Origin of the sequence: Methylocystis bryophila (genome assembly GCF_027925445.1) — a bacterium.
GTDB lineage: Bacteria > Pseudomonadota > Alphaproteobacteria > Rhizobiales > Beijerinckiaceae > Methylocystis > Methylocystis bryophila.
In genome coordinates this window covers 552,785-579,764 of sequence record NZ_AP027149.1, presented here as the reverse complement: position 1 = coordinate 579,764, position 26,980 = coordinate 552,785, and the positions used below count along the sequence as shown (strand labels likewise).

Annotated in this window: 22 protein-coding genes; 10 read left to right on the top strand and 12 right to left on the bottom strand. The window is 64.1% G+C overall.

What is annotated here, in order from left to right:
- Positions 1-29 precede the first annotated feature (29 nt).
- The 9 genes from QMG80_RS02655 to QMG80_RS02615 all read right to left on the bottom strand — a co-directional run bounded on the left by QMG80_RS02655 (position 30) and on the right by QMG80_RS02615 (position 7,541).
- Positions 30-311, bottom strand: a complete 282-nt coding sequence (locus tag QMG80_RS02655; protein ID WP_281926162.1) for a GDCCVxC domain-containing (seleno)protein — start codon at positions 309-311, stop codon at positions 30-32.
- A complete protein-coding gene (locus QMG80_RS02650; RefSeq protein ID WP_085771407.1) occupies positions 271-1,569 on the bottom strand; it encodes a glycosyltransferase family 2 protein in 1,299 nt (432 codons plus the stop codon). The genes QMG80_RS02655 and QMG80_RS02650 overlap by 41 nt, the downstream gene beginning before the upstream one ends.
- 7 nt (positions 1,570-1,576) lie before the next feature.
- A complete protein-coding gene (locus QMG80_RS02645; RefSeq protein ID WP_085771406.1) occupies positions 1,577-2,770 on the bottom strand; it encodes a glycosyltransferase in 1,194 nt (397 codons plus the stop codon).
- A complete protein-coding gene (locus QMG80_RS02640) occupies positions 2,767-3,558 on the bottom strand; it encodes an SDR family NAD(P)-dependent oxidoreductase (protein ID WP_085771405.1) in 792 nt (263 codons plus the stop codon). The genes QMG80_RS02645 and QMG80_RS02640 overlap by 4 nt, the downstream gene beginning before the upstream one ends.
- A 6-nt stretch (positions 3,559-3,564) precedes the next feature.
- Positions 3,565-3,984, bottom strand: a complete 420-nt coding sequence (locus QMG80_RS02635; RefSeq protein WP_085771404.1) for a MaoC family dehydratase — start codon at positions 3,982-3,984, stop codon at positions 3,565-3,567.
- Positions 3,981-4,394, bottom strand: coding sequence for a hypothetical protein (locus QMG80_RS02630; protein ID WP_085771403.1), 414 nt, complete (start codon positions 4,392-4,394; stop codon positions 3,981-3,983). The genes QMG80_RS02635 and QMG80_RS02630 overlap by 4 nt, the downstream gene beginning before the upstream one ends.
- Positions 4,384-5,676: a beta-ketoacyl-[acyl-carrier-protein] synthase family protein gene (locus QMG80_RS02625; protein ID WP_085771402.1), complete on the bottom strand. Its 1,293-nt coding sequence runs from the start codon at positions 5,674-5,676 to the stop codon at positions 4,384-4,386. Before QMG80_RS02625 ends, QMG80_RS02630 begins: the two co-directional genes overlap by 11 nt.
- Position 5,677: 1 nt before the next feature.
- Positions 5,678-5,953, bottom strand: coding sequence for an acyl carrier protein (locus QMG80_RS02620; RefSeq protein WP_085773628.1), 276 nt, complete (start codon positions 5,951-5,953; stop codon positions 5,678-5,680).
- A gap of 355 nt (positions 5,954-6,308) precedes the next feature.
- Positions 6,309-7,541, bottom strand: a complete 1,233-nt coding sequence (locus QMG80_RS02615; RefSeq protein WP_085771401.1) for an SAM-dependent methyltransferase — start codon at positions 7,539-7,541, stop codon at positions 6,309-6,311.
- A 917-nt stretch (positions 7,542-8,458) separates the two neighbouring features.
- Here QMG80_RS02615 and QMG80_RS02610 point away from each other — a divergent pair.
- From QMG80_RS02610 to QMG80_RS02590, 5 genes are all read left to right on the top strand, one after another.
- Positions 8,459-9,325: a sensor histidine kinase gene (locus QMG80_RS02610; protein WP_281926161.1), complete on the top strand. Its 867-nt coding sequence runs from the start codon at positions 8,459-8,461 to the stop codon at positions 9,323-9,325.
- A 114-nt stretch (positions 9,326-9,439) separates the two neighbouring features.
- Positions 9,440-10,588, top strand: coding sequence for a small metal-binding protein SmbP (smbP, locus tag QMG80_RS02605; protein WP_085771399.1), 1,149 nt, complete (start codon positions 9,440-9,442; stop codon positions 10,586-10,588).
- 311 nt (positions 10,589-10,899) lie between these two features.
- Positions 10,900-14,097, top strand: coding sequence for an efflux RND transporter permease subunit (locus tag QMG80_RS02600; protein WP_085771398.1), 3,198 nt, complete (start codon positions 10,900-10,902; stop codon positions 14,095-14,097).
- Positions 14,098-14,123: 26 nt separating this feature from the next.
- Complete coding sequence (locus tag QMG80_RS02595; protein WP_158658695.1) at positions 14,124-15,371, top strand: efflux RND transporter periplasmic adaptor subunit; 1,248 nt, start codon at positions 14,124-14,126, stop codon at positions 15,369-15,371.
- A gap of 59 nt (positions 15,372-15,430) precedes the next feature.
- Positions 15,431-16,705 carry an ABC transporter substrate-binding protein gene (locus tag QMG80_RS02590; RefSeq protein WP_085771396.1) on the top strand — a complete coding sequence of 425 codons (1,275 nt, stop codon included), beginning with the start codon at positions 15,431-15,433 and terminating at the stop codon, positions 16,703-16,705.
- A 10-nt stretch (positions 16,706-16,715) separates the two neighbouring features.
- Here QMG80_RS02590 and QMG80_RS02585 read toward each other — a convergent pair whose 3' ends face one another.
- On the bottom strand, positions 16,716-18,293 hold the full coding sequence (locus tag QMG80_RS02585; RefSeq protein WP_102938078.1) for an efflux transporter outer membrane subunit: 1,578 nt from the start codon (positions 18,291-18,293) through the stop codon (positions 16,716-16,718).
- 285 nt (positions 18,294-18,578) lie between these two features.
- Between QMG80_RS02585 and QMG80_RS02580 the strand changes: the two genes are divergently transcribed.
- From QMG80_RS02580 to QMG80_RS02560, 5 genes are all read left to right on the top strand, one after another.
- Positions 18,579-19,013: an Rrf2 family transcriptional regulator gene (locus QMG80_RS02580; RefSeq protein WP_085771395.1), complete on the top strand. Its 435-nt coding sequence runs from the start codon at positions 18,579-18,581 to the stop codon at positions 19,011-19,013.
- Between the two features lie 134 nt (positions 19,014-19,147).
- The gene (gene hcp / locus QMG80_RS02575; protein WP_085771394.1) at positions 19,148-20,815 is read left to right on the top strand and encodes a hydroxylamine reductase; all 1,668 of its coding nucleotides are present in this window, start codon (positions 19,148-19,150) and stop codon (positions 20,813-20,815) included.
- A gap of 69 nt (positions 20,816-20,884) precedes the next feature.
- The gene (locus QMG80_RS02570) at positions 20,885-21,913 is read left to right on the top strand and encodes a 2Fe-2S iron-sulfur cluster-binding protein (RefSeq protein WP_085771393.1); all 1,029 of its coding nucleotides are present in this window, start codon (positions 20,885-20,887) and stop codon (positions 21,911-21,913) included.
- A gap of 91 nt (positions 21,914-22,004) precedes the next feature.
- Complete coding sequence (locus QMG80_RS02565) at positions 22,005-23,858, top strand: methylmalonyl-CoA mutase family protein (RefSeq protein ID WP_085771392.1); 1,854 nt, start codon at positions 22,005-22,007, stop codon at positions 23,856-23,858.
- Positions 23,855-24,271, top strand: a complete 417-nt coding sequence (locus tag QMG80_RS02560) for a hypothetical protein (protein ID WP_085771391.1) — start codon at positions 23,855-23,857, stop codon at positions 24,269-24,271. Before QMG80_RS02565 ends, QMG80_RS02560 begins: the two co-directional genes overlap by 4 nt.
- A 14-nt stretch (positions 24,272-24,285) precedes the next feature.
- On the opposite strand, the gene QMG80_RS02555 is transcribed toward QMG80_RS02560, so the two are convergent.
- Positions 24,286-24,717, bottom strand: coding sequence for a DUF29 domain-containing protein (locus QMG80_RS02555; RefSeq protein ID WP_085771390.1), 432 nt, complete (start codon positions 24,715-24,717; stop codon positions 24,286-24,288).
- A gap of 255 nt (positions 24,718-24,972) precedes the next feature.
- Positions 24,973-26,895 carry an MFS transporter gene (locus QMG80_RS02550; RefSeq protein ID WP_085771389.1) on the bottom strand — a complete coding sequence of 641 codons (1,923 nt, stop codon included), beginning with the start codon at positions 26,893-26,895 and terminating at the stop codon, positions 24,973-24,975.
- Positions 26,896-26,980: the final 85 nt, after the last annotated feature.

Sequence of the window (26,980 nt, the reverse complement as noted above, 5' to 3'; positions counted from 1 at the left end):
TGATCTCGAGCGGGGAACGCGCGCGCGTCTCAGACGCAGGAGCTGGGGGCGCGCGTCGCGCAGCACGGCTTCGCCTGCTGTTTGGGCGGGCAGGCAACGTCGCCATAGCTGCAGAAGACGCAGCAGTCCCCGGGCCTCGGCCGCATTTCGGCGCCGCAGAAGGCGCAGGCGTGGCGGATGACGCAGGCGTCGTCGGGCATCGCCAGCGATTCTTGAAAGCCGCAAGCCGGACAGGTCAGCTTTGAGACGCGCCGCGAGCCCGGAGGCGGGTCACGCCTCGGCGTCAATATCGACGGGCGCGACTTCGACATGCTCGACTTTCGGCGTGCGCTTGAAATGCGATCGGCGCCCTCGCAAGGTTTGCACGACCTTCGCGCCATTCGAGAAGGCGAGATAGATCATGAGCGGCGGGAGCGAGACCACCGTCTTGGCGTAGTCCGCGAGCGAGCCGCGCTTCAAGACGAGATAGGACGGCAGCGTCATGCCCAGCGCGATGACCACGACCATGACGCCGACGACCTGGAGCAGAAGGGCGTAGGGCGCGACAGACCCGTGCAGACCGACGCCGATGAGGAAGGCGATGAGGCCGATCGCTGCAGCCGGAAAGAAGATTTGATGGCTGATCAGCGTCAGGGCCGCAATGCGTTTCGTCAGCGTCCAGGGAGCGTTCCAGAGCGGCGCCATCGTGCGTTTGGCAACTTGCACGAATCCATTCGACCAGCGTCTCTGCTGCCGGCGGAAGTCGCGGATGCCCTCCGGCACCTGGCCGGGAATCGCGGGCTCGGAGACAAAAATCCCACGCCAGCCGTCGAGGGCGGCGCGCACCGTGAGGTCCAGATCCTCGGCGAGCGAATAGTCCGACCAGCCGCCCGCGCTTTCGATTGTCGCGCGGCGCCAGATTCCGCCCGTGCCGTTGAACTGGAACAGCCAGCCGGCGCGTGCGCGCGTGCGCTGCTCCACGAGGAAATGGCCGTCCTGGATCAGGCCCTGCGCGCGCGTAAGCCAGTTTTTCTCGAAATTGACGAACTCGCAACGCGATTGCGCGAAGCCGGCGGCGGGATCTTTGACGAGCAAGGGCACTGTGGCCTTCAGCCAATGCGCCGGCGGGCGGAAATCGGCGTCCAGCATGGCGATGAAAGGCGCGTCGGAGAGCGTGAGCCCATAGGCGCAGGCCCCGGCCTTGAATCCCTCGCGATCCGTCCGCCGCACATGTTCGACGTCGACGCCCCGGGCGCGTAGCTCGGCCGCGACCACGGCGGCGCGAAGCGGCGTGTCGTCGGTCGAATCGTCGAGAAGCTGGATGCGCAGCCGGTCCTTCGGCCAGTCGAGCTGAGCGGCGCAACGCAGCGCTTGCTCCGTGACGGAGGGCTCGTTGAACACCGGGATCTGCAAGAGCACATGCGGCAGATCCTCGTCAGGCAGCGTTATCGGAGCCCGATCGCGGACGCCGCGAAGCTCGTCGAAGACAAATCTGCCGATGATCAGGAAGAAGCCGAGCCCGATCGCAATGAGCGTGAGCCCGCAGAGGACGACAACCCCATCCACCAGGAAGGTCAAAAGATCGAGCACCTAAGCCCTACCCCTCTTTTCTCGCCGCTACGGCCGCCCTTTCCGAGGTCTGGGGCTTGTGGGACGACGCGTCCCCCCGGGCTCCGAAACTCGCTTTCGCCCAGACCACTCGATTCGTGGTCCAGGCGTGAATCCAGACCGTCAGCATGACGATCTCGCGCGCAACCAGGATCAGCGGCGCTCCCCAAGTCAGGCTCCTGCCTTTGGCGGAACTCAACAAGTTTTCAACCACAAGCCAGAGCATAAATGTCGCGGCGGCGCCTTGCAATGGCCCTAAACCCATGAACGGCGCCGCGACCGCGGCCGCGACGATTGCGGGACCAGCCTGATTGAAGGGCTCGAACAGGAAGGTGAGCAGCGCGTCCCCTCGGCGGATCACGCTCCAGCGCAATTGCCGCTGGTACACCTCGACGAGGGAGCGGCGACCGAGATCCTGTCTCACCGGTCGGTGCGAGAAGACCGTGCGTAAGCCGACGCGCGCGAGCGCATGGCCGAAGGCGTTGTCCTCTCCGACCGTGTGGGAAATCGCGGCGAAGCCGCCCGCCCGCAGAAAATCGCTGCGGCGAAACAGCATGATCTTGCCGACGCCGTAGCCCTGGCGGAAACAGGAGACGAGATAGAGCATGCGCGCATGCGGGCCGTTCACGATCGACGCTTCGATCTGCGAGGCGAAATTGGGCGTGTCCGCGCAATAGGGAATGGCGCAAACGAGACCGACGCCCGGCGCAAGCTGACGCATGTGCTCGACAAGTTCGTCGGGCGCGAGCACGACATTGGCGTCCTTCATGAGGATCGTGTCGTAGGCGGCCTCGCTGAAGGGGGCGACGAGATTATCGACCTTCGGGCTCGCGGCGATCTTGGCGGTGGAGCACAGGAAACGCGTCGACCGCTCCGGATGACGCGCGAAGATCGCGCGCATGGCTCGGGAGGCGTCGGAGTCGGGCTCGCATGACGCGGCGACGACCTCGTAGTCAGGGTACTGCTGCGCGAAGGCTGATTCCTGGGCGCGCTCGAAACAATTCTCGAGCAACTTCACCGGAAGCGCGATCGAGACGGGCGGTTGGTCCTTTCTGGTCGCCCGACGAGCCGCGATGCGGGGCTGAACGAGCGCCGCGAGCGTCGAGAACGCGAGCAGCAGGACCGACACCACCCAGAACGAAGCGGCGGCCCATTGAGCGAATTCCGTCGCGAGGAGCGTCATACGCTCTCTTTCTCGATCGTCTGTGGAACGTCGGCGGAAAAACGCAGCACGAAGAAATCGACGAGGCGCGGCGGCAGCAGCTCGATGATTCGCAGCGCCCAATACATATAGCGCGGAAAAGCGATGATCGGGCGCCGTTTTTCGAGACCGCGATAGACGATCTCCGCGGCCTCGGCGTCCGTGATCATGCTCGCCTTCCAGGATGTGGTCCGCTGCGACATCGGCGTGTCCACCCAGCCCGGGACGATCAGGCTCATGTCGACCCCATGCGGCGCAAGCTTGGCGCGCAACGCCGTCGCGTAGCTGTGCAGAGCCGCCTTGCTCGCGCAATAAGTGGGCGAGAAGTGCATCGCGCGCAGGCCCATCATCGAGCCCACGAGCGCGACGACGCCCGAGCCGCGCGCGGCGAGCGACGGAATCGCCGGCTCGATCGTGTTGAGCTGGCCGAAGAGATTGATCGAGAAAATCGCGCGCACGGACTCCTCGGGCTCGAGCAGCTGGTCCGGACCCGGGCCGGCGGAGACGCCGGCGTTGGCGACGACGACGTCGAGCGGCCCCGCCTCCAGGGCCTTCTCCACCGCCGCGCGCATGGCCTCCCGATCGCGCACGTCCGCGACATGGATCTCGGCGCTGCCGCCGGTCGCGCGGCAGGCTTCGGCGGCCTCGCGAAGCCGGGCCTCGTTACGCCCGAATAGCTCCAGCCGCGCCCCCTCCCTGGCGTAACGCAGGGCGAGCGCGCGGCCGATGCCGCTCGACGCGCCGGTGATGAGCACATGTTTCCCGCCCATGGGGCTTCACTCCTTTGCGGCGCGCGGGCGCAGCGTCGCATCCGCGATGACAGCAGGCGCTCGTCCCGGACCATGCGCGTATAAGCGCACGAAGACGCCGTCTTGAGACGAGACCCGCAGCACGCGGCCGGTGAGCGTTGCTTTCTCGTCCCGCAGCACCGGCTGCACAAAGCTTCCCCCCAGTGAGACGATGGTCAGATCTGCGCGCCAGGACTGGAGCAGGGCTTCGAAAGCCGCGAGCAGCTTCATGCCGTGCACGGGAGGCGCGGCGAAGCCGATGCTTTGCGCGAGCGCCTCATCGAGATGCAGTGGATTGTCGTCGCCCGAGACTTCCGCATAGCGCGCCAGGGCCGCAGCGTCGAAAGGACCGATTTCCAAAGGCGGGAGCCGTTCGCCGACCTGCGGAAGCGCCGTCGCCTCGCTCATGCATCGCCTTTCTTCGCCAGATCCGCGCGGGAGACCAGTCTCAGCACCGTCTCGAAGCGGCCGACGGACGCGCCTCGGCTGTCGGAGAGCGTCGCGTCGAGCACGAGCCGGGCAGGTCGGGCCTCTCGTCTTGCTGCGACGGCGAGGAGGTAGCGCACGTCTTGACGCAGCGGAGTCTCATAGGTGAAGCGCTGCGACTCATGGACCGGCAGCGCGTCTGCTTCGGCGCAAATTTTCGCGATCTTCTCGCGCAGACGAGGCTGCGCGAGCCAAACGGCCGGATAGGCCAGGGGCGTGGCCTTGCCTTTGAGCCTCACGCCGGTCTCGCGCGCGAAGGCTTCCGCCAAAGTCGCGTCGACGACGACCTCGGTCGGCGGCCCGAAGTCGATCGCAATCTCCTCAGAACCCATCGTCCAGCGTTCTCACGACGAGCACGGCGTTTATGCCGCCGAAAGCGAAAGAGTTGGACATGGCCGTGCGGATTTTCGCCTCGCGCGCGACATTGGGCACGGCGTCGACGGGGCAGCGTTCATCTGGCTCGAGGAAGTTGATCGTCGGCGGAATGACAGAGTCGCGCATGGCGTTGATCGTGATCGCGAGCTCCAGCCCGCCGCTCGCGCCGAGCGCGTGGCCGTGGATGGGCTTCGTCGAGGAGACGGGCACTTTCCTGCCGCGCTCCGCGCCGAACACCTTCAGAATGGCTTCCGACTCGGTGATGTCATTGGCGTGCGTCGCTGTGCCATGCGCGCTGATGTAATCGATCTCCTCGGGTGCGACCTGAGCGTCCTCGAGGGCGGCCGCGATGGCGCTTGCGACGCCCTCAAGATCGGGGCGCACGGGGTCCTTGGCGTCGCTCGTCGTGCCGTATCCTTTCAGCTCGCAGAGCGGGCGGTGGCCGCGCGCCTTCGCCGACTCGGCGGTCTCCAGAATGAACATCGCGGCGCCTTCGCCGAGCGTCATGCCGTTGCGGCCCTTGGAGAAGGGACGGCAGCGATCGGGCGTCATCACGCGCAGCGCCTCCCAAGCTTTCATGGGGCCATTGATCACGCAGGCCTCCGTCCCGCCCACGATCGCCCTGTCGACGAGTCCGAAACGGATCATCTGCAGTCCGAGGCCGATGGCCTGAGTCGCTGAGGAGCAGGCGCTGCAGATCGAGAAGGTCGGACCGAGCACCGAAAAGCGAATGCCGAGCGTCGTCGGCGCCGCGCTCGGGATGAGCTTGGGGATCGACAACGGGTCCATGCGGCTCGATTCGCGATAATAGGTGTAGAGCCCATTATCGATGGTTTCGGCGCCGCCGATTCCGGTGCCGAGCAAGAGCGCGGTGCGGGGGCCGGCGAGATCCTTCTGGCCGAAGCCGGCTTGAGCCATCGCCTGGTCCGCCGCGGCGATCGCGAAGGCCGTGAAGGGATCGCAAATTGGGAGGTAGGCCGCCTCGACATGCTCGGCCGCCTTGAAATCCGGAACCTGCGCCGCGGTCTTGATGCGTCCGTCATAGGGACGCTTCAAGGCGAGCTCGCGGACCTGCGACTCTCCGTCGCGCGCCGCTCGCCAGAGCGCCTCGACTCCGAGACCGGCGGCTGAAACCGCCCCCATGCCGGAGATCACGACGCGCGGGAACTCCCGGGCGCGCGTTGAGGCTTCGCCCGGCTGCGTCGCCGCGCGCTCGCCGCTCGATGTGGCGGCGGTCATTTCAGGATTTCTCCCTTTCCTTGACGATCAGGTCGGCGATCGCATTGATCAGGCTTTTGACGTCCTTAGCTTCCTGCAGATTGCCGTCCATGGGGATGTAGACGTTGAACTTTTCCTCGAGCGCCGTGAGAATCATCACAATGTCAACAGACTTCAGGTCGAGGCTTTCGATTGTCGCGTCCGGCGTGACCTTGGAGCGATCGATCATGCCTTCGGCGGCGACGACGTCTATGATCTCATTGACGAGTGTTTCTCTATCTTGAGGATTATCCGTCAAGTCTCTCTCCGTTTCGACAAGCCGGCTTTTGGGGCCGAAGCGACCAAAATCCGGTCTAAATTCCTGTTTTTGCGCGCTTTCCGCGCGAACCGGAGCTCGCTTCGGCGGAACAGCCACGGAACGCTGGGGCAGGCTCCATGTCGCCGCTTCCCGGTCGCGCTTATTATAGGCCAAGCCTTTGGTTAAGCGGTTTGGCGGAGAAAAGAAAGCCCGCGCCCTCTTTGGCCAATATCCGAAACCCTCATCCTGAAGTGTCCGCGAAGCGGGCGTCTCGAAGGATGGACAAGGGAGCCTTCCGCCTCCTTCGAGACTCGCCCTGCGGGCGCTCCCCAGGAGGAGGGCGGCGCGAAGCCCCCTAAGCCAAGGCCTTCTCGCCTTGGCGCAAGTTCTTCTCGGTCTCGCCGATGTAATCGCGCGTCAGCGGCAGCGCGTTCACTTTCTTCACGAGCTGAATCTGAAAGATCACCGTGATCCCGAGCCGGAAGGACGCCTCGGAGATCGCGAGATAAAACTCCCACATGCGGCAGAAGCGCTCGTCCATGATCGCCTTCGCCTCGTCGCGACGGCTGAGAAAGCGCTCGCGCCAATGGCGCAGCGTCTCGGCGTAATGGATGCGCAGGATCTCGACGTCCGAGATCATGAGGCCGGCGCGTTCAATCGCCGGCACGATCTCCGAAAGGCTCGGGACATAGCCGCCGGGGAAGATGTTCTTCACGACCCAGGCGTTGGTCGGGACCGGCTCGCCGGTGTTGCCGATCGTATGCAGGAGCGCCACGCCGTCGTCGGTGAGCGCCTCGGCGACACGCTTGAAGAACTCGTCGTAATGCGGCTGGCCGACATGCTCGAACATGCCGACCGAGACGATCCGGTCGAAGCGCGAGGCGATGTTCCGATAGTCGACGAGCTCGAAGCTCACCCGGTCGCTGAGGCCGGTCCTTTGGGCGCGCTCGCGCGCGATGACGAGCTGCTCGCTCGCGAGCGTGATCCCGGTGACCTTCGCGCCGCAGGCGTCGGCAAGATAAAGGCTCAAGCCTCCCCAGCCGCAGCCGATGTCGAGCACGCTTTGTCCTGGCTCTATGGCGAGCTTTGCGGCGATGTGACGCTTCTTGGCGAGCTGCGCCTCCTCGAGGCTCTGGCCCTCGCGCTCGAAATAGGCGCAGGAATATTGCTTGTCCGCATCGAGGAAGAGATCGTAGATCCGGCCGTCGATGTCGTAATGGCTCTCGGCGTTCCGCTTGGCGATGGCCGGGGTGTTGCGCTGCACGAAGAGCCGCGCCGCCGAGCGAAATCTCTGGACCGCGACAAGCCACTTCGGCGGTTGCGCCACATTGACGTTGCGCGTGCCGATCATCAGCGCGTCGAAGATTGAGCCGCGCGTGACGACGAGCCGACCGTCGGTGAAGAGGTCGCCGAAGGCGCTCTCCGGATCGAGCAGAAGGCGCAGCTCTGCGCCGGCGTCGCGAAAGCTCACGGCGACCGAAGGCCCCGTTCCGTCCCCCACCCGAAATTTCCGCCCTGACGCGGTCTCGACCTCGAGATCGCCGAACTTGATGAACTGGGTCAGGAATTTGCGAAGCAGCCCCCCCATTTGCGCCTATTCTCCAATGCAGCTTTCGATGCGGCCTCTATGCCCGCTTTCTCGCCTCGCGACAAATGAGGGAGCGGGGGCGGGTCGCTTGGATCCGCGCTTTGCGCCGCTTGCGAATATTCCGCTCCAGGATACGAAAACGTGAAAATCGACCTTCCGTCGAGCTTGCTCCATTTTTTTTTTCGGAATTGATCACGGCTCCATCTTAACGCGGCGTCATGGAAGGGTTTTGTCAGGGGCGTCATGCCTCCATTAAATCATGAGACAACAGAGAAGAAGGCCTGGCTAGGTATTTGTACTTATAGGCTTGTCTTCGCGTTGTGGTATGATTACTATGCAAGACGCAGAAGCTTCATCCTCCCCGGTTTTGAAGACTTATACGCTCGATCGTGGGGGCGAATACCCCCTCCCCCTGCAGGGTTTGATTGCCCGGAACGAAGCTTTTGATTGCGCGCGTCGATCTCTCAGAACAAATTGCCAGCCGGCTCAGAGCAGAGCAACTGACCGCGGTGATGCGACTGTTCTGGGCTGGCACGCTCTCCAGCTTTTGCAATTCGCTAGTTTTCTTGTTTTCAAGTATAGAAGAGGATGCATTTCTTGCCGTCTTGACTTGGGCCATTGTCGTTTGGTCCCTCTTAGGCTTGATAGCCCTGCGTCAGTGGCGGCGGCGCTCAATCTCTCAGAGAGGCCCTTCCAACAGCCGGCGCGGCGTTCAACACCTTATATTCTACGCAATCGCGCTGGGTGTCGCGTGGGCTGCGCTGCCCTTTCTCTTTTTTGCCCACGCGAGCCTCGGCGGCAGGCTGCTCATCGCCTGTCTCACGACGGGGATGTTGGGCGGCGGCGTTTTCATGCTGGCCAGCGTGCCGGCCGCAGCGGTGGCTTTTTCGGGTCCCATCGCGATAGGAGCGCTCTTCGTGCTTCTTCGTGTTGGCGACACTCAACATGTGTTGATCGCGGTCGTCTTGATCGGTTACTTGGCCGTGCTGCTCCTCGGCGCTTTCAACTACGAAAAGGAGCTGAAGACTTTGATCGCGACGCAAATCGCAAGCGAGCAAAAGGCGAGCGCGAGCGCGAAGAACTTAGGCGCCATGGCCGATGTGACGGCGGCGCTGGCTCACGAGTTGAGCCAACCTCTGTCCGCAGCGACGGCGCATGTCCAGACTGCCGAGCGTCTGTCGCGCGTCCCAGCGGAGGAGCGATCACTGCCGATCGAGGTCCCGCTACGAGACGCGGTGACGCAACTCGACAATCTGCGCCAGGTGATTGCGCACCTGCGGAATTCGATTGAAGGGCGCCTCCCCGAAAAGCAGTTGTTGCACCTGCACAAGGTGATCCGCAGCGTGCTCGAGACCAATCAACATCGGTGTGAACAATTAAATATCGAGATTGAAGCCAGCCTCACGGCTCAGAACGACGCTGTCGTAGCGAACCCCGTGCAGATGCGGCAGCTCTTCTCCAATCTGATCTCGAACGCATTCGACGCCATGGAAAACTCTGCCGAACGAAGGCTCACGATCTCATCTAGCGCCGTCGAGGACAATGCGATCCGAATCGATGTCGCCGACTCGGGCGTGGGCATCTCACCGGCGGTCAAAACCAAACTGTTTGAACCTTTGGTCACGACAAAGGCCCAAGGACTCGGCGTCGGTCTCTCGATCATCCATTCGATCGTCAAGGAACATCGCGGGCAAATTTGGATTGAACCCAATCCTGGAGGCGGCGCCGTCTTTGCGTTGATCCTGCCGGTTACAAGCCTCGACGAGCGTGACGAAGCGGTTTGACGCTGTGAGCGGGCGTTGAGGACGCAAGCCAAACGCGTTGGTTCATCCCCTCTCGTCGGTTAGGTTGCTTAACGACAGTTTCTCCGCGAGCCGCGCGGCGGGAGAGTTGTAGCCATGAAACATTGGTTTCTCGTTTTCCTTATCTGCATGGCGACGAGCGCTCTCGCCGCTCCGAACCAGCCGCGGGCAGGTCGCCTGGAGTCAGCGATCCTCGACACCGAAGAAGCTTTCAAGCGCGGCAAGGACGGCGACGGAAAAGCGCTCGCGACCCATGCCGACGCCGCTCTGCGGAATGCGGAGGCGGCGGCGAAGATGAAAGCTGACGATTTCGAGGTGAGGAAAGCCATCACGCTTCTCAAGCTCGCGGCCTATCACGGGCGACACCGCCAACTCGACGTCGCTGTTCGGCAAGCCGAGGACGCGCTGTCGCAGCTCCATGCGGCGTTAAGCGGCGCAAGCCCATCCCTTCCGGCCGCGAGCGGAGGCGGAGATCATGCAGAGGCGCGAGCCGCGGCTCGAAGCGAAGGCCCGATCCGAGCTGGAGAGCAGACCTCGACCGCCGCGGGCGAAACCGCTCAGAAGGGCGGACCGCTCTTGCATCAGGAATTTCTGCCTTGGGAGGGAAATCTCTCTTCCGACCAAATTTGGCGTATCGCAGGCGTTTGGACGGGAACGGGAAACAATGTCCTCGATCCGGCGTTGGCGTCTCTCATGTCCGTGCACAACGGGCAACCGGGCGGCTTCTTATCGCTCAGCGTGAAAGCCAACGCCTTGCGCGGGTCCGAAATTCAGACTTTGCCGTCCTATGGCTATGGCTATTACGAGACGAGAATGAAAGTGACGGACGTTCCCGGGGTCTGCGCCTCATTCTTTTGGGTCGAAGCGCCAAAATATGGCCCGCGCGAATGGGACGTGGAATTCTTGACGAACGAGCCTTGGATCTCCTCCGCGAACAGCGGAAAGGTTCACCTCTTCATTCATCCTGCGAATATCGAATATATCGTCGAGCTGCCCTTCAATCCGTCGCATGATTTTCATCGATACGGATTTCTTTGGACCGCTCAAAGCATCGCCTTTACGGTCGATGGCCAAATCGTCCACAGATTTTCGGACTCCTCATTGAACACGAACGCCAAGGGTTTCATCATGATGAACACCTGGACAGGCAAGGCGGATTGGGGCGGAGGGCCGCCCACGTCCGATGCGACAAGCTATTATGATTGGGTGAAGTTCTGGCCCGGCGTCGACTCGCCGCAGGAGTAAGCGGCGTTGCGCGAGGGCGGCGACCTCGAATTCGCGTCGAAGACGGCCGATGGTCGTCATGGACCCGGCGAAGCGCGCGTCTATGGAGCGGTCTGCTTGGCGGAAGCTTGAAAATGACTATCATTCAGGAGGTGGAGACGCTAGGACCGCTTCCAGGTCGATAGAACGCGTTCCGATCGCGCGGCGTCACGCGATCGAAAAGGCATGCTCCAAATCAAGGACTGAGAGCATGCCCTGACAGGAAAACCGCTTCGTATTTTTCCGTGACAGCTCTAGAGCGTCTGTTCAATCCGAATACTGGGTAAAGCCCAATGTGGATCGTCCGCTTCGCCTTGAGGTTTCCGCACACCTTCTATGTGCTGGCCATGCTCATTCTTTTTCTCGGCGTGACCGCGATCCTCGCCATGCCGACGGACATTTTTCCCGAGATCAACATTCCCGTCGTCTCCGTCATTTGGCAGTATACCGGCCTCAGCACCCCGGAAATGGAGCAGCGCGTTACGACCTACAGCGAATATTCCATAAGCTCGAACGTGAATGGCATTAAGAATATGGAGGGTCAAACGCTGAACGGTATCTCCGTTCAGAAGATCTTCTTTCAGCCGGATGTAAGCCTAGACCTGGCGATTTCCGAGATCGTGGCGGCCACCAATTCGATCCGAGCGCTCATGCCGCCGGGAATCGAGCCGCCGTGGATCGTGGAATACAACGCCTCGAGCGTGCCCGTGCTTCAGATCAGCCTGAGCTCGTCGACCTTGAGCGAGCAACAGCTCTATGATTACGGCATTTATCGACTGCGCCAGCTTCTCGCGCCCATTCACGGCGTCACGCTGCCCACGCCTTCCGGAGGCAAATACCGGCAGATCATGGTCGACATCAACCCCGAGAAGCTTTTGGCCAAGGGGCTGACGCCGCTCGACATCGTGAACTCGGTCAATTCCCAGGCGCTGACGCTGCCCGCCGGCACGGCGAAGATCGGAGACAGGGACTACAACGTCCGGACCAACGCCCTGCCGATCACCATCGACGCGCTCAATAATATCCCGGTGAAATATGCGGACGGCGCGACCGTTTTCGTCAAGGACGTGGCGCAGGTTCGCGACGGATCCGCGGTGCAGCAGAACGTCGTCCGGGAGAACGGCCGCCGCTCGGTTTTGATCAGCGTCATCAAGAACGGAAACGCCTCCACGGTCGAGGTCGTGAGGCGCGTCAAAGAAGCGCTCGTCGTCGCGCGTAAATCCGCGCCGCCGGGCCTCGAGATCAAGGAGCTATTCGACCAGTCGGTGTTCGTCACCGACTCGGTGACGGGCGTCGTCCGCGAAGGCGTCATCGCGGCCGGTCTGACGGCGCTGATGATCCTTCTGTTCCTCGGCTCATGGCGATCCACCCTTATCGTCATGATTTCGATTCCGCTCGCGATACTGAGCGCGCTCGTCGTTCTTCACCTTTTGGGCGGCACGCTCAACACCATGACTCTCGGCGGGCTGGCGCTCGCGGTCGGCGTCCTCGTCGACGATTCGACGGTGACGATCGAGAATACGCACCGTCTCTTGACGGAGGAGAAGAAGCCTCTGCCCGAGGCGACGCTGCATGGAGCGGCCGAGATCGCCGTCCCGACGCTTGTTTCGACGCTCGCCATCAGCTGCGTCTTCACGTCGGTGGTCTTTCTCCAAGGTCCGCCCAAATATCTCTTTACGCCGCTCGGCGAGGCGGTCGTGTTCGCCATGCTCGCGTCCTATGGTCTCTCTCGCACTCTGACGCCCGTCACGATTGGCCTGCTTCTGCAGGGCGAGCATCACGGTGATGAGAAAGGAGAGGGCAAGGGTCCCGGCCGGATGGGTTGGTTCGCCCGCTTCCACCAAGCTTTCGAGGAACGCTTCGAGAGGTTCCGCGCAGCCTATGTCGAATTGCTGCATCTCATTCTCAATCGCAGATTTCTCGCGCCGATCGCGGCGGTCGTCGTGCTTGCGCTCGGCGGGGTCATGTTTGCCTTTGTCGGCCGCGATTTTTTTCCTCCGATCGACGCCGGGCAGATCGTGCTGCACGTGCGTGCGCCGCCGGCCACCCGCATCGAGGTGACGGAGCAGATCTTTCAGGCGGTCGAGAATAAAATTCGAGAGGTGATCCCGGAGAAGGATCTCGAGCTCATCGTAGACAATATCGGGCTCCCGGCGCGCCTCTATAACCTCGCCTTCTCGGATGGGACGACGATCGGCGTCAATGACGGCGTCATCCAGGTCGCGCTGAAAGAGGATCACGCCCCAACGGCCGAATATGTCCGCCGACTGCGCGAGGAGCTGCGGGCCGCTTTCCCTGAAAACATTTTCTATTTTCAGGCCGCGGACATGGTCACGCAGATTCTCAATTTCGGCATACCGGCGCAGATAGATCTGCGCACGATCGGCTATGACCGCGTGAAAAATCTGCGCATCGCGCGCGAGATGCAGCGCAAGCTCGCCGAAATCCCGGGGATCGCGGACGCCCATATTCAGCAGGAGGTCGACGCTCCGCAGTTTTTCGTCGATATCGACCGCGCCCGCGCCATTCAATTCGGGCTGACCGCGACGCAAGTCGCGAACAACCTCAATGTCAGTCTGGCCTCTTCGGTGCAGGTGTCGCCGAATTTCTGGACGGATCCGAGCTCGGGAATTCCCTATTACTTTGCCGTGCAGACGCCGCAATATCTCGTGGATTCGATGAATGCGCTGGTGAACACGCCCATCTCCACGGCGACGGCGCCCACCGGCGACCCCATTCCTGCGATGCTGAGCACCGTCGCGAGCATCAGACGGAATTCGGTCGCGACCAACGCCAATCACTCCAACATCCAGCCCGTCTACGACATCTACGCCAATGTGCAGTCGCGCGACCTCGGCGGCGTGGCCGCGAGCCTCAACGGCGTGATCGCAGAGTTCGAGAAGCAGCTCTCGCCGGGCAATTCGATCGAGATCGCCGGCCAGATTCCGAGCATGAAGGACGCCTTCGGCAATATGACGACCGGCCTCATCTTCGCCGCGGTCTTCGTTTACATGCTCATGGTGCTGAACTACCAAACCTTCGGCGATCCACTCGTCGTCATACTTGCGCTGCCGGCGACTTTTTGCGGCATTGTGACGATGCTTTTCGTGACCGGCACAACTCTGAGCGTGCCCTCGCTGATGGGGGCCATCATGGCGGTCGGCGTCGCTTCGGCCAATTCGATTCTGCTCGTCACCTTTGCCCGGGAACAACAGCTCGCGGGGATGTCGGCCTTCGACGCTGCGATCGCCGCGGGGCGGACTCGTATGAGGCCCGTGCTGATGACGGCGACGGCGATGATCGTCGGCATGACGCCGATGGCGATCGGCGGTCCCGGCGAGGAGCAGAACGCCGCCCTGGCGCGCGCGGTCATCGGGGGGCTCCTTTTCGCGACGCCGACGACGCTGCTCTTCGTCCCTTACCTTTTCGCCGTCTTGCGCAAGGGCAATGACGGCAAGAAAACGCATGGCGTCTTCGCGGAGGAAATTTGATGACGTCTCGCGATCCGGCGGCGGCAATGAGCGCTGCTGATGACGCGTCGGCGGCGGCGGGCCATTCGGGTCCCGCGGCGCCTTGGCGGCGGTACTCCAAGGCGCAGCTCTTCGGCATGGCGGCGCTCCTGCTGCTGTTCGGCGCGCTCATCCGCGGCGCATGGACGCACTATCAGCAGCACAACCAGGCCGTCGCGGATGCGGAGAAGCGCCGCAGCTTCGTCCCCATGGTTCAGGTCGCAACCGTCAAGGAAAGCGAGGCTGTGACGCATACGACATGGCCCGGCACCATCCTCGGATACACGCAGGCGAGCATCTTCGCGCGCGCGACGGGCTACATCAGCACACGCAATGTCGATATCGGCAGCAAGGTGCGCGCAGGGGACGTGCTCGCCGTCATTGCGGCGCCCGATCTCGACCAGCAGCTGGCCCAGGCGAGAGGTCAGCTTGTTCAGATGCAGGCGGCGGTCGAGCAAGCCAAGGCGACGGCGGAGCTGGGCCGGGTCACCACCTCGCGCAGTTCGAAGCTCGTCTCTGCGGACTCGGTCAGCAGGCAGCAAGCCGACAACGATCGCTTGACCTATGCTTCGGAGAAGGCGGCACTCGCGGTGGCAGAGGCGAATGTCGTGGCGCAGCAGGCGGCGGTCGACCGCCTCGTGCAACTGGTCGGCTTCGAGAAGGTCACGGCGCCCTTCGACGGCACGGTCACCGCGCGCTTCATCGACGTCGGGGCGCTCGTTCAGGCCGATTCCAACAGCGGGACATCCCTGTTCACGATGATTCACAGCAATGTGATCCGCGTCCAGACCTATATTCCGCAGGATCAGGCCTCCGGCCTGACGCCCGGGGTGGAGGGCGTCGTCCGCGTGCCCGAAATGGCTCGACGCGGATTTCCCGGCAAGGTGACGAGAGTGGCGGGGGCGCTGGCGCCCGGCACGCGCACGCTCCTCGCCGAAATCGACGTCCCCAACCCCAACGACGTCTTGCCGGCCGGAACCTATTGCACCGTAGAGCTGCGCATTCCGCGCAAGACGCCTTCTCTCATCGTTCCGGCTGGCGCGATCATCTTCAACCAGAACGGACTGCTGGCGGCGGTCGTCGAGAATGGCGTCGCCCACATGCGCAAGATAACGATCCTGCGGGACTTCGGCACGGAAGTCGAGGTTTCCGAAGGCGTGAAGGCCGGCGAGCAGGTCATCGTGCGTCCCCCTGTCGATCTCCAAGACGGCGCCCGCGTGGAGATTCGCGCGCCGCCGCCGGGGGCCTCTCCGTGAGAAATCGGGAGAACCGCGCTAGAGCATGTCACGGAAAAGTGCGAAGCGGTTTTCCGGTCATGACATGCTCCAACTTTTTGATTTGGCGCGATTCCTTATCGCTCGAACGATTCCGTTCGAGCGGGAAACGCGCTAGGACGTCGCTGGTTGCGCTCGCCGCCGTCCTGGCGCTGTTCGCGCCGAGCGGCGCCGGGGGCGGGGAGCGGCGCCCGCTCAAGATCGCCATGTTCGCCGATCTGTCTTCAGTTTATTCTCAGAGCGGCGGCAAGGGGGCGATCGAGGCCGCGCGCATGGCGATCGAGGATTTCGGCGCGAGCGCGGGCGCGCCGGTCGGGTTCGTGTTTGCTGACCCCCACAACAACGCCAAGAACGGCGCGGCGATCGCCCGGAAATGGTACGCCGAAGGCGTCGATGTCATCGCCGATGTCCCGAATTCCGCGGTGGCGCTGGCGGTTCAGCAGGTTTCCCGCGAAGCCAAGAGGATCGTGCTCTTCTCGAGCCCCGCGTCCGACGACCTCACCGGACCGAGCTGTTCTCCCTATTCCGTTCACTGGACCTACGACACCTACGCGGCGGCGCATGGGACAGCTCAGGCGATCATCAACGCGGGCGGCGACAGCTGGTTCTTCATCACGGCGGACTATGCCTTCGGCGACGCAATGGAGCGAGACGCCAGCGACGTGATCCGGTCCGAGGGCGGAATGGTGCTGGGCGGGGCGAGGGCTCCGCTCGGAACGATGGATTTCTCGCGATATCTGTTGCAGGCCAAAAACTCACAAGCGACGGTCGTCGGTCTCGCCGTCGCCGGGCAGGACATGATCAACGCCCTCCGCCAGGCGAGCGAATTCAGCATCGTTCAGGACGGTCAGCGTCTTGCCGGCCTGCTCGTCTCCATCGCCGATGTGAACAGCCTCGGTCTGCAAATCGCGCAGGGCCTGCGGATGACTTCGGCCTATTATTGGGACCAAAACGACGCGACGCGGCGCTGGGCCGCGCGCTTCTTCGCCAAGACGAAGCGCATGCCGACCATGGTGCAGGCCGGCGTCTACGGGGCTCTCGCGCATTATCTAAAGGCGGTGCAGGCTGTTGGCGGCGCCGATGCGGAGGCTGTCATGGCGAAGATGCGGGAGACGCCCATCAACGACTTCATGACCCATGACGGCCGGCTCCGGATCGACGGCCGGGTCGTGCGGGACATGTATCTCTTCGAGGCGAAGACGCCCGCCGAGTCGAAATATCCATGGGATTATCTCAAGCTGTTGCAGACCATTCCCGCCGACGAGGCCTTTCGCCCGCTCGGTGAAGGAGGATGTCCTCTCGTCTCCGAGAGGTGACCCTCGGCATTCACTGCGCACTGCAGCACTTCTGCTCCCCCACGGCCAGCGGCGGCGGCGCGCCCGGCGGTATCTTCGGCAGGATTGAAATCCGGGGCGTCGCTTCGGCGGTCGTCGGCAGTTTCGAGTTGTTCCAGCCGCCACCGAGCGCCTCGATCAGGGCCACGCTCGCGGCGAAGAGGTTCTGGCGCGTCATCAAGGCGGTCTGCTCGGCGGCGAACAACTGCGCTTCCGCGACGACGACGGCCGTGAAGGCGACCCAGCCCACGCGATATTGGTTCAAATAAAAGGCGACCGTCCGTCTGGCGACGACGATCGCCTTTTCCTCCGCCTCGAGCTGCTGCCTCTGGATGCGGATCGCCGCGAGCTGATCCTCGACCTGTTGAAACGCTGCGAGCACGGTTTGACGATAGGCGGCGACGCTTTGTCGGTAGGTGGAGGTCGCATAGTCGACTTGCGCCGAGCGCAGTCCGCCCTCGAACAGCGTCTGCTTCGCCAAGGCGGCGAGTGACCAGAACTCGTGTGCGGGATTGATCGGCAGCGGGACATGTCCCGCGTAGCCAAAGGTCGCCGAGAGCGTGATGTCCGGATAATAGGCGGCGAGCGCCACGCCGATCAACGCGTTCTCTTGCTGCATCTGGCGCTCGGCGGCGGCGATGTCGGGCCGCCGCTCGAGCAGCGTCGCGGGAACCTCGACAGGGAAAGCGGGAATGCCCCCGACGAGACCCGCCTGTGGCAGCGAGAGCTCTGCCGGCGCCTTACCGATCAGCATGGCGATGGCGTGCTCGAGTTGCGCGATCATGACCCCCGTGTTGATCGCTTGCGCTTCCGTGGAAATGAGCTGGGTCTCGGCGGCGTCGACGTCGGCTCGGGCGGCGAGGCCGATTTTGTACTGGTTGCGGACGATCTCGAGCGTTTTGCGATATTCCTCCGCGGTCTCCTGGAGCAGCGCCCTCAACGACACGGCGGCGCGCCGGTTGAAATAGGCCGCGGCGAGCGCGGCCTGCGCCGAGAGTTTCACATTCTCGAGATCAGCCGCGCTCACTTGCACGCCCGCGGTCTGGCTCTCGATCTGCCGGCGGATCTTGCCCCAGATGTCGAGTTCCCAGGTCAGATTTCCCTGCGTCGTGTAGATCGCAGTCGTCTTCCCGTTCAGCGAGGCGTTGGAGGGGGTGGCGATGGCGGGCGCGTTGCCCGGCGCGATCAAGAAGCCGCTGACGAGGCTCTTGCCCGTGTATTGGCGCGACGTCGAGTAGCCGGCGTTGACGGTGGGGAACAACGCCGCCTCCGCCTCGCGGACCAATGTGCGCGCCTGTTCGTAGGCTTCCACAGCCGCGGCGACGGTCTGGTTGGAGACCTCAACCTGCGCCTCGAGCGCGTCGAGAGCCGGGTCGCCGTAGACTGTCCACCAGGGACCGGCGTCGACGCTGTCTTGCGGCGCGGCGAGCTTCCAGCCCTGGACCAGATTGCCTTTGAGTTCCTTGAATTTTTCTGGCGCCAGAACCGGGGGAGGGACGTAATCGGGGCCGACCATGCAGCCGCCCAGCGCGAGCACGGCCAAAAGCGGCGCGACGAAGCTGCGCCTCACAAGCCGCTCCCGGCGGCGGCGGGCCGGCAATCGGGCCCCTGCAGATCACTGGTTTTGCTCAAGAGCAGCCCGCAACGCTCCCGGGGAGAAACGCTACGGCAGTAAACGAGTCCGCAGGATCCGTCGATCCGAAATCTTCCGCCACGACCTCTTTCAGCCGCCGTTAGGCCGCCTCCAGGCGCACGCCGCCGCGCCTTGGATCGACCCTCTATCCCTGAGGGAGACGGTCGCCGCGGCAATGACGCCACTATTCCGGAATTTCCGATACCGTGATAAGCTCCGTCGATGAAATTGACCAGCTTTACCGATTTCGGACTGCGCGCTCTGATTCTGCTGGCGGATCGGAAAGAGGAAGTGCTGAGCGCCTCCGCGATCGCCGATCATTTTCACGTCTCTCGCCATCATATGGCGAAGGTGCTTCAGGAGCTGACCGCCGCCGGTTATCTCGAGGGCATTCGCGGCGCGCAAGGCGGGGTGCGCCTGGCGCGCGACCCGCGCGACATCCGCATCGGCGAAGTCGTGCGAACCCTCGATAAGGAACAAGCGCTCGTCGATTGCTTTCGCGAGGGATGGAACGACTGCGCGCTTTTGCCGCGCTGTCGTCTGAAGGGCATGTTGGCGCGCGCGCAGCTCGGTTTCTTGCGCGAGCTCGACCGATACACCATCAGCGACTGTCTTGAAGGGACGAGCGTTTCGCCTCTCGCGGCGCTCACCGACTAAGAGTCTTTCCCGCGCCCCGCCCGCGTCCCGGAGCGGCGGCTTGACAGGCCCGCGCTATAATAGGTATTTAGAATACTGAATTTAGCGCCCGGTCCCTGGGCGCCAGTCCCAACCTACCGAGAAAGGGAGCGCCGATGTTTTGTTACCAATGCGAGCAGACGTTTCGATCCGAAGCCGCGACGGGCTGCGCCGGCCCCAAGGGCATGTGCGGCAAGGACGCCGCCACGGCCGATCTTCAGGACGTGCTGCTCCATCTCTGCGAGGGAACCGGCCAATATTTGCATCGCGCCCGCGCGCTCGGCGCGACCGACGCGGAAGCCGATCGCTTCATTCTCTTCGCCTTCTTCACGACGCTGACGAACGTCAACTTCAACGCCGGGAAGTTCGTCGTGCTCATCCAGGAGGCCGCGGGACATCGCGATCGCGCCAAGGCCCTCTATGAAAAGGCGGCGACCGCGGCTGGCAAAGCGCCGGAGCGGCTCGCGGGGGCCGCCGCCTTCTTCCGACCGGCGACGGACATGCAGGGGCTTCTCGCTCAGGCGGGGGAAGCTGGGGTCCGCAAGGACGTCGAGAGCCTCGGCGAAGACGTGATCGGCCTGCGCTCGCTCGTGCTTTATGGCCTCAAAGGGGTTTGCGCTTACGCGCATCACGCCGAGGTGCTGGGCCAGGAGCGTGACGCCATTTACGAAGCCGTCGAGCACGCCCTCGACCTCCTCGCCAGCGAGCCGACCGAAATCGCGCCCTTGCTTGATGAGGCGCTGGCGCTCGGCCGCGCCAATTTCGTCGCGATGGAGGCGCTCGACGCCGCCAATACCCGTAGTTTCGGAACGCCGGCGCCGACGCAGGTCCGCATGACGCCGCTGAAGGGCAAAGCAATCCTCGTCTCTGGCCACGATTTGAAGGATCTCGCGGCGATCCTCGAAGCGACCAAAGGCAAAGGGATCAACGTTTATACGCATGGCGAGCTCTTGCCCGCGCACTCCTATCCCAAGCTCAAGGCCTACCCGCATCTCGCCGGCAATTACGGCGGCGCCTGGCAGGATCAGCAGAGGGAATTCGCCGAATTCCCCGGCCCAATCGTCATGACCTCCAACTGCCTCATCGAGCCGCAGCCGCGCTACCGCAATCGCATCTTCACCGCCGGTCCGGTCGGCTGGGCGGGCATCCGCCATATTGAGAACGCGGATTTTTCGCAGGTTGCGCAGGCCGCTTTGGCGCTCCCGGGTTTCGCCGAGGATGCTCCGGAAGAGAGGGTGACCATCGGCTTTGGCCATGACGCGGTTCTCGGCGTCGCCGACAAGGTGATCGAGGCCGTGAAGGCCGGCGCCATCCGCCACTTCTTCCTCGTCGGCGGTTGCGACGGCGCGGCGCCCGGCCGCAACTATTACACCGACTTCGCCGAGCACGCGCCGCAGGACACGATGGTGCTGACGCTCGGCTGCGGCAAATATCGCTTCAATCGGCGCGATTTCGGGTCGATCGGCGAGCTGCCGCGACTGCTTGACATGGGCCAGTGCAACGACGCCTATTCCGCCTTGGTTGTCGCCACCAAGCTCGCCGAGGCCTTCGGCGTCGGCGTCAACGAGCTGCCCTTGTCGCTGATCGTCTCCTGGTTCGAGCAGAAGGCCGCGGCCGTTCTGCTGACGCTGCTGGCGCTCGGCGTGCGCAATGTGCGACTCGGTCCGACGCTGCCGGCCTTCCTGACGCCGACGCTGGTCAATGTGCTCGTCGAAAAATTTGGCATCGCGCCGATCGGCGACGCCAAAGCGGACATCGAAGCTTCGCTGGCGCACGCCGCCTGATTGATCCGTCAGCCTTGGCCCTGGACGCTCGCGCGTCCGGGCTCCCCCGCGCCAACCGGACGAGTCTGCATGTACAAGATCAATCTCCTCACCCGCGACGGGGCGTCGATCGCCTTTGACGCAGAGTCCTCGGAGACGCTGCTCGACGCGGCGGCGAAGGCGAAAATTATTTTGCCCTCCGTCTGCCGCGAAGGCGGCTGCGGCGTCTGCCGCGTGACGTGCAGGAGCGGGGCGGTCACACTCAACGCCTACTCGACCGCGGCGCTCTCCGACGACGCCCGCGCCGAGGGCGACATTCTCCTGTGCCGCGCCAAGGCGCAAAGCAATCTCGAGCTGTCGGCACCCTTCGACAAGGCCGTCGTCGGCTTCGCTCCCGTGCCCGAGCGCGCGGCGCGCCTATCCGAGATTGCGCCGGCTGGCGCAGGAGCCGTGCGGCTCGTGCTCCACTACGAGGACGACGCCGCATATGGGCGCGCCGCCGACTTCATTCCCGGACAATTTGTGGAGCTGACGCATCCCGAGACATCGACGCGCCGCGCCTATTCCCTCGCCAATACGCCGAACTGGGACGGCAAGTTGGAATTTTTCATTCGTTTGCATCCACGAGGGGTTTTCTCCGACTATCTCAAAGGCGCGGCAAAGCCTGGCGACCTCCTGCTTGTGAAAGGACCGCAAGGAAGCTTCGCCGCTGACGAGGCCAGCCAAGCCGCCCGCTGGTTCGTCGCCGGCGGCACGGGCGTCGCGCCCATGCTCTCGATATTGAGGCAGATGGCGGAGCTTGGCGATGCGCGTGAGACGCGCCTGTTCTTCGGCGTCAATACGCAAGAAGAGTTGTTCGCTCTGGAGGCCATCGACGCGCTCAAGCAAGTTCTGCCGCGGCTGGCGACGACGATCTGCATTTGGAAGCCTCTCCCGGGGTGGACGGGCTTTGCGGGGACGCCGGCTGACGCCCTCGCCGCCGCTCTCGCCGAAGCGGATGGGATTCCTGACCTTTATGTCTGCGGGCCGCCGGCGCTGATCCAGGCGACGCAGGCCGTCGGCTGCAAAGCTGGCGTTCCCCGCGATCGTATCTTCAGCGAGCCGTTCGCGGCTGCTTGACGCCAAGCCCGCCTGCGGCAAGGCGCGGGATTGGCCATCGGCGCGGTTCGTGCCAAAAGGCCAGATCAAAAGGGAAGTCCGGGCTATAGGCATGACGTTCGACGACACGGGTCTAGGGGGAGAATTTCCGCAGGCTGGCGAAGATCTTTGGCGCAAGGCCGTTGATCGCGCGCTGAAGGGCGGCGCCTTTGAGAAGCTCATCGCCAAAACTTACGACGGCGGCAGGATCGAGCCTCTCTATCCGCCGGCCGCGGCGCCCGGTCCGCGCGCCCTGCGCAAGACGCCCGGTCGCTGGGCGGTCCTGGCGCGGGCCGATCTCGCCGACGTGGAAAGCGCCAACGCCCAGGCGCTCGAGGATCTCGAAGGCGGCGCCGACGGCTTACAGCTCGTGTTCCGCGGCGCGCTCGGCGCCTATGGGACGGCGCTCGCAAGCGACGGCGACGCGGCGGTCGCGCAGCTTTTCGACAAGGTGCGGATCGATTGGGGCCTGCCCATCGCGCTCGAGGATTCGCCCCTCGCGCCGCAGGCGCCCGAGGCCCTGGCGCGGCTCGTCGACAGCCTCCATATCGAGCCGTCGATCACGCAAGTGCTCTTCGCGCTCGATCCGCTGGGCGCGGCGTTGCGGGTCGGCTTCGGAAGCGAAACTTTCGCTTCGCGAGCCAAAAGTTTTGGCGAAAAAGCCAAACGTCTCGCTTCGCAGGGCTATCGGCAGGGCGTCGTCGCGGCCGACGCGCGCCTCGTTCACGCCGCCGGAGGGACCGAGGCGCAGGAGCTGGGCTATACGCTCGCCGCCGGCGTCGCCTATCTGCGCGCGCTCGCCGACGCGGGCCTCGGCCTGGAGGAAGCCCGCCGTCTACTGTTCTTCCGTCTCGCCGTCGACGCCGACGAGTTCGCCTCGGTCGCAAAATTGCGCGCTTTGCGCCGCCTCTGGGCGAAAGTCGAGGAATCCTGCGGGCTTGCGCCCGAGCCGGCGTTGATCCACGCCGAGACCGCTTGGCGCATGATGAGCGTGAGCGACCCGTGGAGCAATCTGCTGCGCGTGACCGTCGCCGTCTTTTCGGCCGCCGTCGGCGGGGCCGACGCTGTCGCGGCGCTGCCCTTCACGCAGGCGCTCGGCGCGCCCGACGCCTTCGCGCGCCGCCTCGCCCGCGACACGCAGCTCGTGCTGCAGGACGAGAGCTATCTGCACGTCGTCGACGATCCTTCGGCCGGAGCCGGCGGTTTCGAGGCCTTGACCGAGGCGCTTTGCGAGCGCGGCTGGGACGCCTTCCGCAAGATCGAGACGGAGGGCGGCCTGCCGAAGGCCTTGGAATTGGGCCGCTTCCAGTCCGAGGTCTTAGAGGTCGCCAAAGCCCGCGCCGCCGCAGTCGCCCGCGCTAAGGAGAAGATCACGGGCTCCAATGAATTTCCCGACATCGCCGAAAAACCGCTTTCCGTGCTCGCGCCCTTCGACGCGTCCGCCGCCGGCGCGCTGGCCGGGGATGAAAAGGCGCTGCGCCCCATGCGTCTTTCCGAGCCTTTCGAGGCGCTGCGCCGAGCCTCCGATGCGCATCTCGAGAAGACCGGCGCGCGCCCGCGCGTGTTCCTCGCGACGCTCGGCCCCGTTGCGGCCTTCACCGCGCGCGCGAATTTCGCCAAGAACTTCTTCGAGGCCGGCGGGATCGAGGCCGTGTTCGGTCCGACGACCGACGACAGCGCCGAAATCGTCGCGGCCTATCGCGAGAGCGGCGCAAAACTCGCTTGTCTTTGTTCCGCCGACGCGATTTACTGCGATGCAGCAAAGCCTACGGCGCTCGCTCTCCGCGGCGCCGGCGCAAGGCTCTATCTGGCTGGCCGCCCCGGCGACATGGAAGAGGCGCTTCGCCAGGCGGGAGTCGAGAAATTCATATTCGTGGGCTGCGACATGCTCGCCCTGTTGCAGCGCGCGTTCGAGGAGGCCCTGTGACCACGCGTTCTGTTGTTCTCGCGGCGTCGATCGCCGCGCTCGTTCTCTCCCTCGCTTCTCCCGCTGCGGCGCGCCGCTCGTCGCAGCAGGGAGGCGGCGACGACGGCGCCTCAGGCGGCCGCAACGACGGCGTTTGGACCTTCAACTCGACGACGACGGCCGGCAATTGCCCGGCGCTCGAGCCGCGCGACGTGACGATCCAGGGCGGCCGCGTCGTCTCCGCCAATGGCGGGGCCTCGCAGCCCTGGGGCTATGTCGAGGGCAACGGCACCTTCGTGGCGCGCTTCACCGATGCGAATGGCCATGTCTCGCGGGCGAATGGAAGGCTTGCCGGCTCCAGCGGCAAGGGCGCCTGGTCGTCGGGCAGCGATTATTGCGGCGGCCGCTGGACGGCGTCTCGCAGCGGGCGGTAATCAACAGAAACCGCTCATTCAGGCCAGAACTCAGCGTCCATCGCCTGCTCGAAGCTCCAGAGGCAGGCTGACGGCAAGGATGCTTCCGAAAGACCTGTCTCGCTCGCGGCGAGGATGATCGCGTCGCCGTAGGCGTCGCCCATGGCTTCGTCGAGCTTTGATTTGAGGCTGGGATTGTCGCGTAACAAGCGGCTCAGGTCGCGGCGTTGCACCTTGATCGTCGCTTCCCAGGAGCCTCCGCGCATTCCTGGCTGAACCCGCCATTTCAGCAAATGCAGCAGCAGGACGGTGAGACGGCTGACGAGCTCGCGTTGTTCCGCCTTTCCCATGCTCTCGATCTCCTCGGCGATATGCGCGATGTCGGCTTCGTTGAGGCGGCCCGCGCGCAGCAGCGCGGCCTGCTCGTTCGCCCAGGCGTAGAAATCCTTTTCGTAGGCGGCGCTCATCGATCTCCTCCTCGCGGCGCAGACTCCGCCGTCGGCGCTCCAAATCAAAAGCTTAGAGCATGTCTCGACCGGAAAACCGCTTCGCGCCTTTCCGTGAGATGCTCTAATTTGCTCTTCGCTGAAACGGGCCGCAACGGCAGAAAAACATTGTGCAATGCTCTCGTTGCAATTTTGAAGACCGTCGGACGCAGCACTTTCGGCAGTGCTTTGAGCGTGAGGGAGGCCGATAGGGGAGGCGTGAAATCCACGTCTCGATCACGGCGCTTCCTCCGCCTCTGTCTCGCGGCCGATGAGCAGCGCCATAGCCAAGGACAGAGCCGACGCAGCCGCCAGATAAAAGGCGGGCGCCAGCGGATTGCCGGTGATCTTGATGAGGAACACGGCGACCATCGGCACGGTGCCGCCGAAGATCGACTGCGCGAGATTATAGGCGATGGAAAGCCCCGAGCATCGCACATGCTTGGGGAACGCCTCCACCAGGAAGGCCGGGCCCGCGCCATTGCACGAGAGCAACAGCGCGAAGGCGCCGAGTCCCGCGAGGATGGCGGGCAGGTGCGGCGTGTCGATGATCCACAACAAGGGCCAGGCGAAAAGCGCCATCCCGGCCGCGCCGGCGATCAGCACGGGCTTGCGGCCGATGCGATCCGATAGCGCGCCGGCGAGCGGCGTAAAGATCAGCATGGCGAAAATCGCGATGCTGTTCAGCGTCAGCGCCGTCGAGGAAGCGACGTGCTGCTGCTCCTTCAGCCAGGTCGAGAGATAGACGAAACAGAGATAGAAGCCGACGCCGTGGCCAAGTGTGAAGCCGAGGACCTTGAGGATCGTGCGCCATTGCGTGCGGAAGGCTTCGCCGAGCGGCGATTTGCGGGCTTGCTCGGCTTCCAAAATCTTCTTGTCCGGCGGGAGGCGGCGACGGATCAGGAAGACCACGAGGCCGATCAGCAAGCCGCTGAAGAAAGCGAGGCGCCAGCCCCAGGTCGAGGCGTCCCGTTCCGGCAGAATCGCCAGCAGCGCCGCGCCGACCGCAGAACCCAGCAGCAGGCCGCCGAGCGCGCCGAAGGGCGCAAAGCTCCCCACGAAGCCGCGCCGGCTCGGCTGCGCTTCCTCGACGAGCAGGACCATCGACGTCGTATATTCGCCGCCGACCGCGAGGCCCTGCGCCAGCCGCAGCAGCACGAGAAGGATCGGCGCCGCGACGCCGATCTGCGCATAGGTCGGCAGCAGCGCCATGAAGAGCGTCGGTATGATCATCAGCACGACGGAAGAGACGACGGCGGCGCGTCGGCCCAGGCGATCGCCGATATGGCCAAAGAGCAGACCGCCGAGCGGCCGCGCGAGGAAGCCCGCCGCGAAAACGCCGAAGGAGGCGAGCAGCGAGGTCGAGGGGTCGCCGCTTGGAAAAAACTGCGCGCCGATCGCTGCGGCGAAAAAGCCGTAAATGCCGAAATCGTACCACTCCATCACATTGCCGGCGAGGCCCGCGATCACCGTGCGCCGCTCCGCCGCCCGCGTCTCCATGTTGACGCGCTGCGCCGTGCGCAAGATCTCGCCGCCGATAAGATCGAGGCGCGCGATCTGCTCGATGCGCGGTTTGACGCGCTTCAGCTCTTTCGGCGTGAGAATGCGTTCGAAGAGGAAGCAGGCGTTCGCAAGCGCGGTGAGCGCGACATCCGCGGGAGAGGGAAGGTCGTCGTTGTAGAGCAGCGCGAGAATGCGTCGCTTCGCCTCGGGCCGCTCCTGTCCCTCGACGATCGGGTAGCGGCGCTCCTTGAGCACCCAGAGAAAGGCGTGATCGCTCTGACGCAGAACGCCGCGCGCGCAGAGCTCGGAGAGCGCCGCCTTGTGCAAGGCGGGCGCTTGCGGGGAAAGGCGCGATATCCACTCCTGCGGGCTGAGGCGTTTCGGCTCGGCTACGATTTCGGCGAGGACGCGATCGAGAATCGCGTCGCCGGTCGGCGCCGAATTTACGGCGAACACGCCTTCGAGATCGGAATCTATGCGGTCTCGCAGCGCAAGGTCCATCAGCGTCGCGCCGGCGACCCCACAGCTCAGATAAATCTCCGGCACGTTGTCGAACTCGCCGCCGCCGTCTTCGAGCGCCAGAAGCAGAAATTCCTCGAGGAGGCTGATCTGCGGCAAGGTCTCGCGGCTCTTTGAACGGTCCAAGGCTAGGCTCATCGCTGTTCCTCGAAAATTTGGCGTCGCTGGACGTCTGCCGGGGGCAGGGGCTAGAGCTTTTGGGCGTTGCGATCATAAGAGGCGG

Excerpts from the sequence above, each read along its gene's own strand:
- QMG80_RS02655 (WP_281926162.1), bottom strand. The coding sequence starts at position 311 with ATGTCGAAGTCGCGCCCGTCGATATTGACGCCGAGGCGTGACCCGCCT.
- QMG80_RS02645 (WP_085771406.1), bottom strand. The coding sequence starts at position 2,770 with ATGACGCTCCTCGCGACGGAATTCGCTCAATGGGCCGCCGCTTCGTTC.
- QMG80_RS02640 (WP_085771405.1), bottom strand. The coding sequence starts at position 3,558 with ATGGGCGGGAAACATGTGCTCATCACCGGCGCGTCGAGCGGCATCGGC.
- QMG80_RS02635 (WP_085771404.1), bottom strand. The coding sequence starts at position 3,984 with ATGAGCGAGGCGACGGCGCTTCCGCAGGTCGGCGAACGGCTCCCGCCT.
- QMG80_RS02630 (WP_085771403.1), bottom strand. The coding sequence starts at position 4,394 with ATGGGTTCTGAGGAGATTGCGATCGACTTCGGGCCGCCGACCGAGGTC.
- QMG80_RS02625 (WP_085771402.1), bottom strand. The coding sequence starts at position 5,676 with ATGACCGCCGCCACATCGAGCGGCGAGCGCGCGGCGACGCAGCCGGGC.
- QMG80_RS02615 (WP_085771401.1), bottom strand. The coding sequence starts at position 7,541 with ATGGGGGGGCTGCTTCGCAAATTCCTGACCCAGTTCATCAAGTTCGGC.
- smbP (WP_085771399.1), top strand. The coding sequence starts at position 9,440 with ATGAAACATTGGTTTCTCGTTTTCCTTATCTGCATGGCGACGAGCGCT.
- QMG80_RS02600 (WP_085771398.1), top strand. The coding sequence starts at position 10,900 with ATGTGGATCGTCCGCTTCGCCTTGAGGTTTCCGCACACCTTCTATGTG.
- QMG80_RS02595 (WP_158658695.1), top strand. The coding sequence starts at position 14,124 with ATGAGCGCTGCTGATGACGCGTCGGCGGCGGCGGGCCATTCGGGTCCC.
- QMG80_RS02590 (WP_085771396.1), top strand. The coding sequence starts at position 15,431 with ATGACATGCTCCAACTTTTTGATTTGGCGCGATTCCTTATCGCTCGAA.
- QMG80_RS02580 (WP_085771395.1), top strand. The coding sequence starts at position 18,579 with ATGAAATTGACCAGCTTTACCGATTTCGGACTGCGCGCTCTGATTCTG.
- hcp (WP_085771394.1), top strand. The coding sequence starts at position 19,148 with ATGTTTTGTTACCAATGCGAGCAGACGTTTCGATCCGAAGCCGCGACG.
- QMG80_RS02570 (WP_085771393.1), top strand. The coding sequence starts at position 20,885 with ATGTACAAGATCAATCTCCTCACCCGCGACGGGGCGTCGATCGCCTTT.
- QMG80_RS02565 (WP_085771392.1), top strand. The coding sequence starts at position 22,005 with ATGACGTTCGACGACACGGGTCTAGGGGGAGAATTTCCGCAGGCTGGC.
- QMG80_RS02555 (WP_085771390.1), bottom strand. The coding sequence starts at position 24,717 with ATGAGCGCCGCCTACGAAAAGGATTTCTACGCCTGGGCGAACGAGCAG.
- QMG80_RS02550 (WP_085771389.1), bottom strand. The coding sequence starts at position 26,895 with ATGAGCCTAGCCTTGGACCGTTCAAAGAGCCGCGAGACCTTGCCGCAG.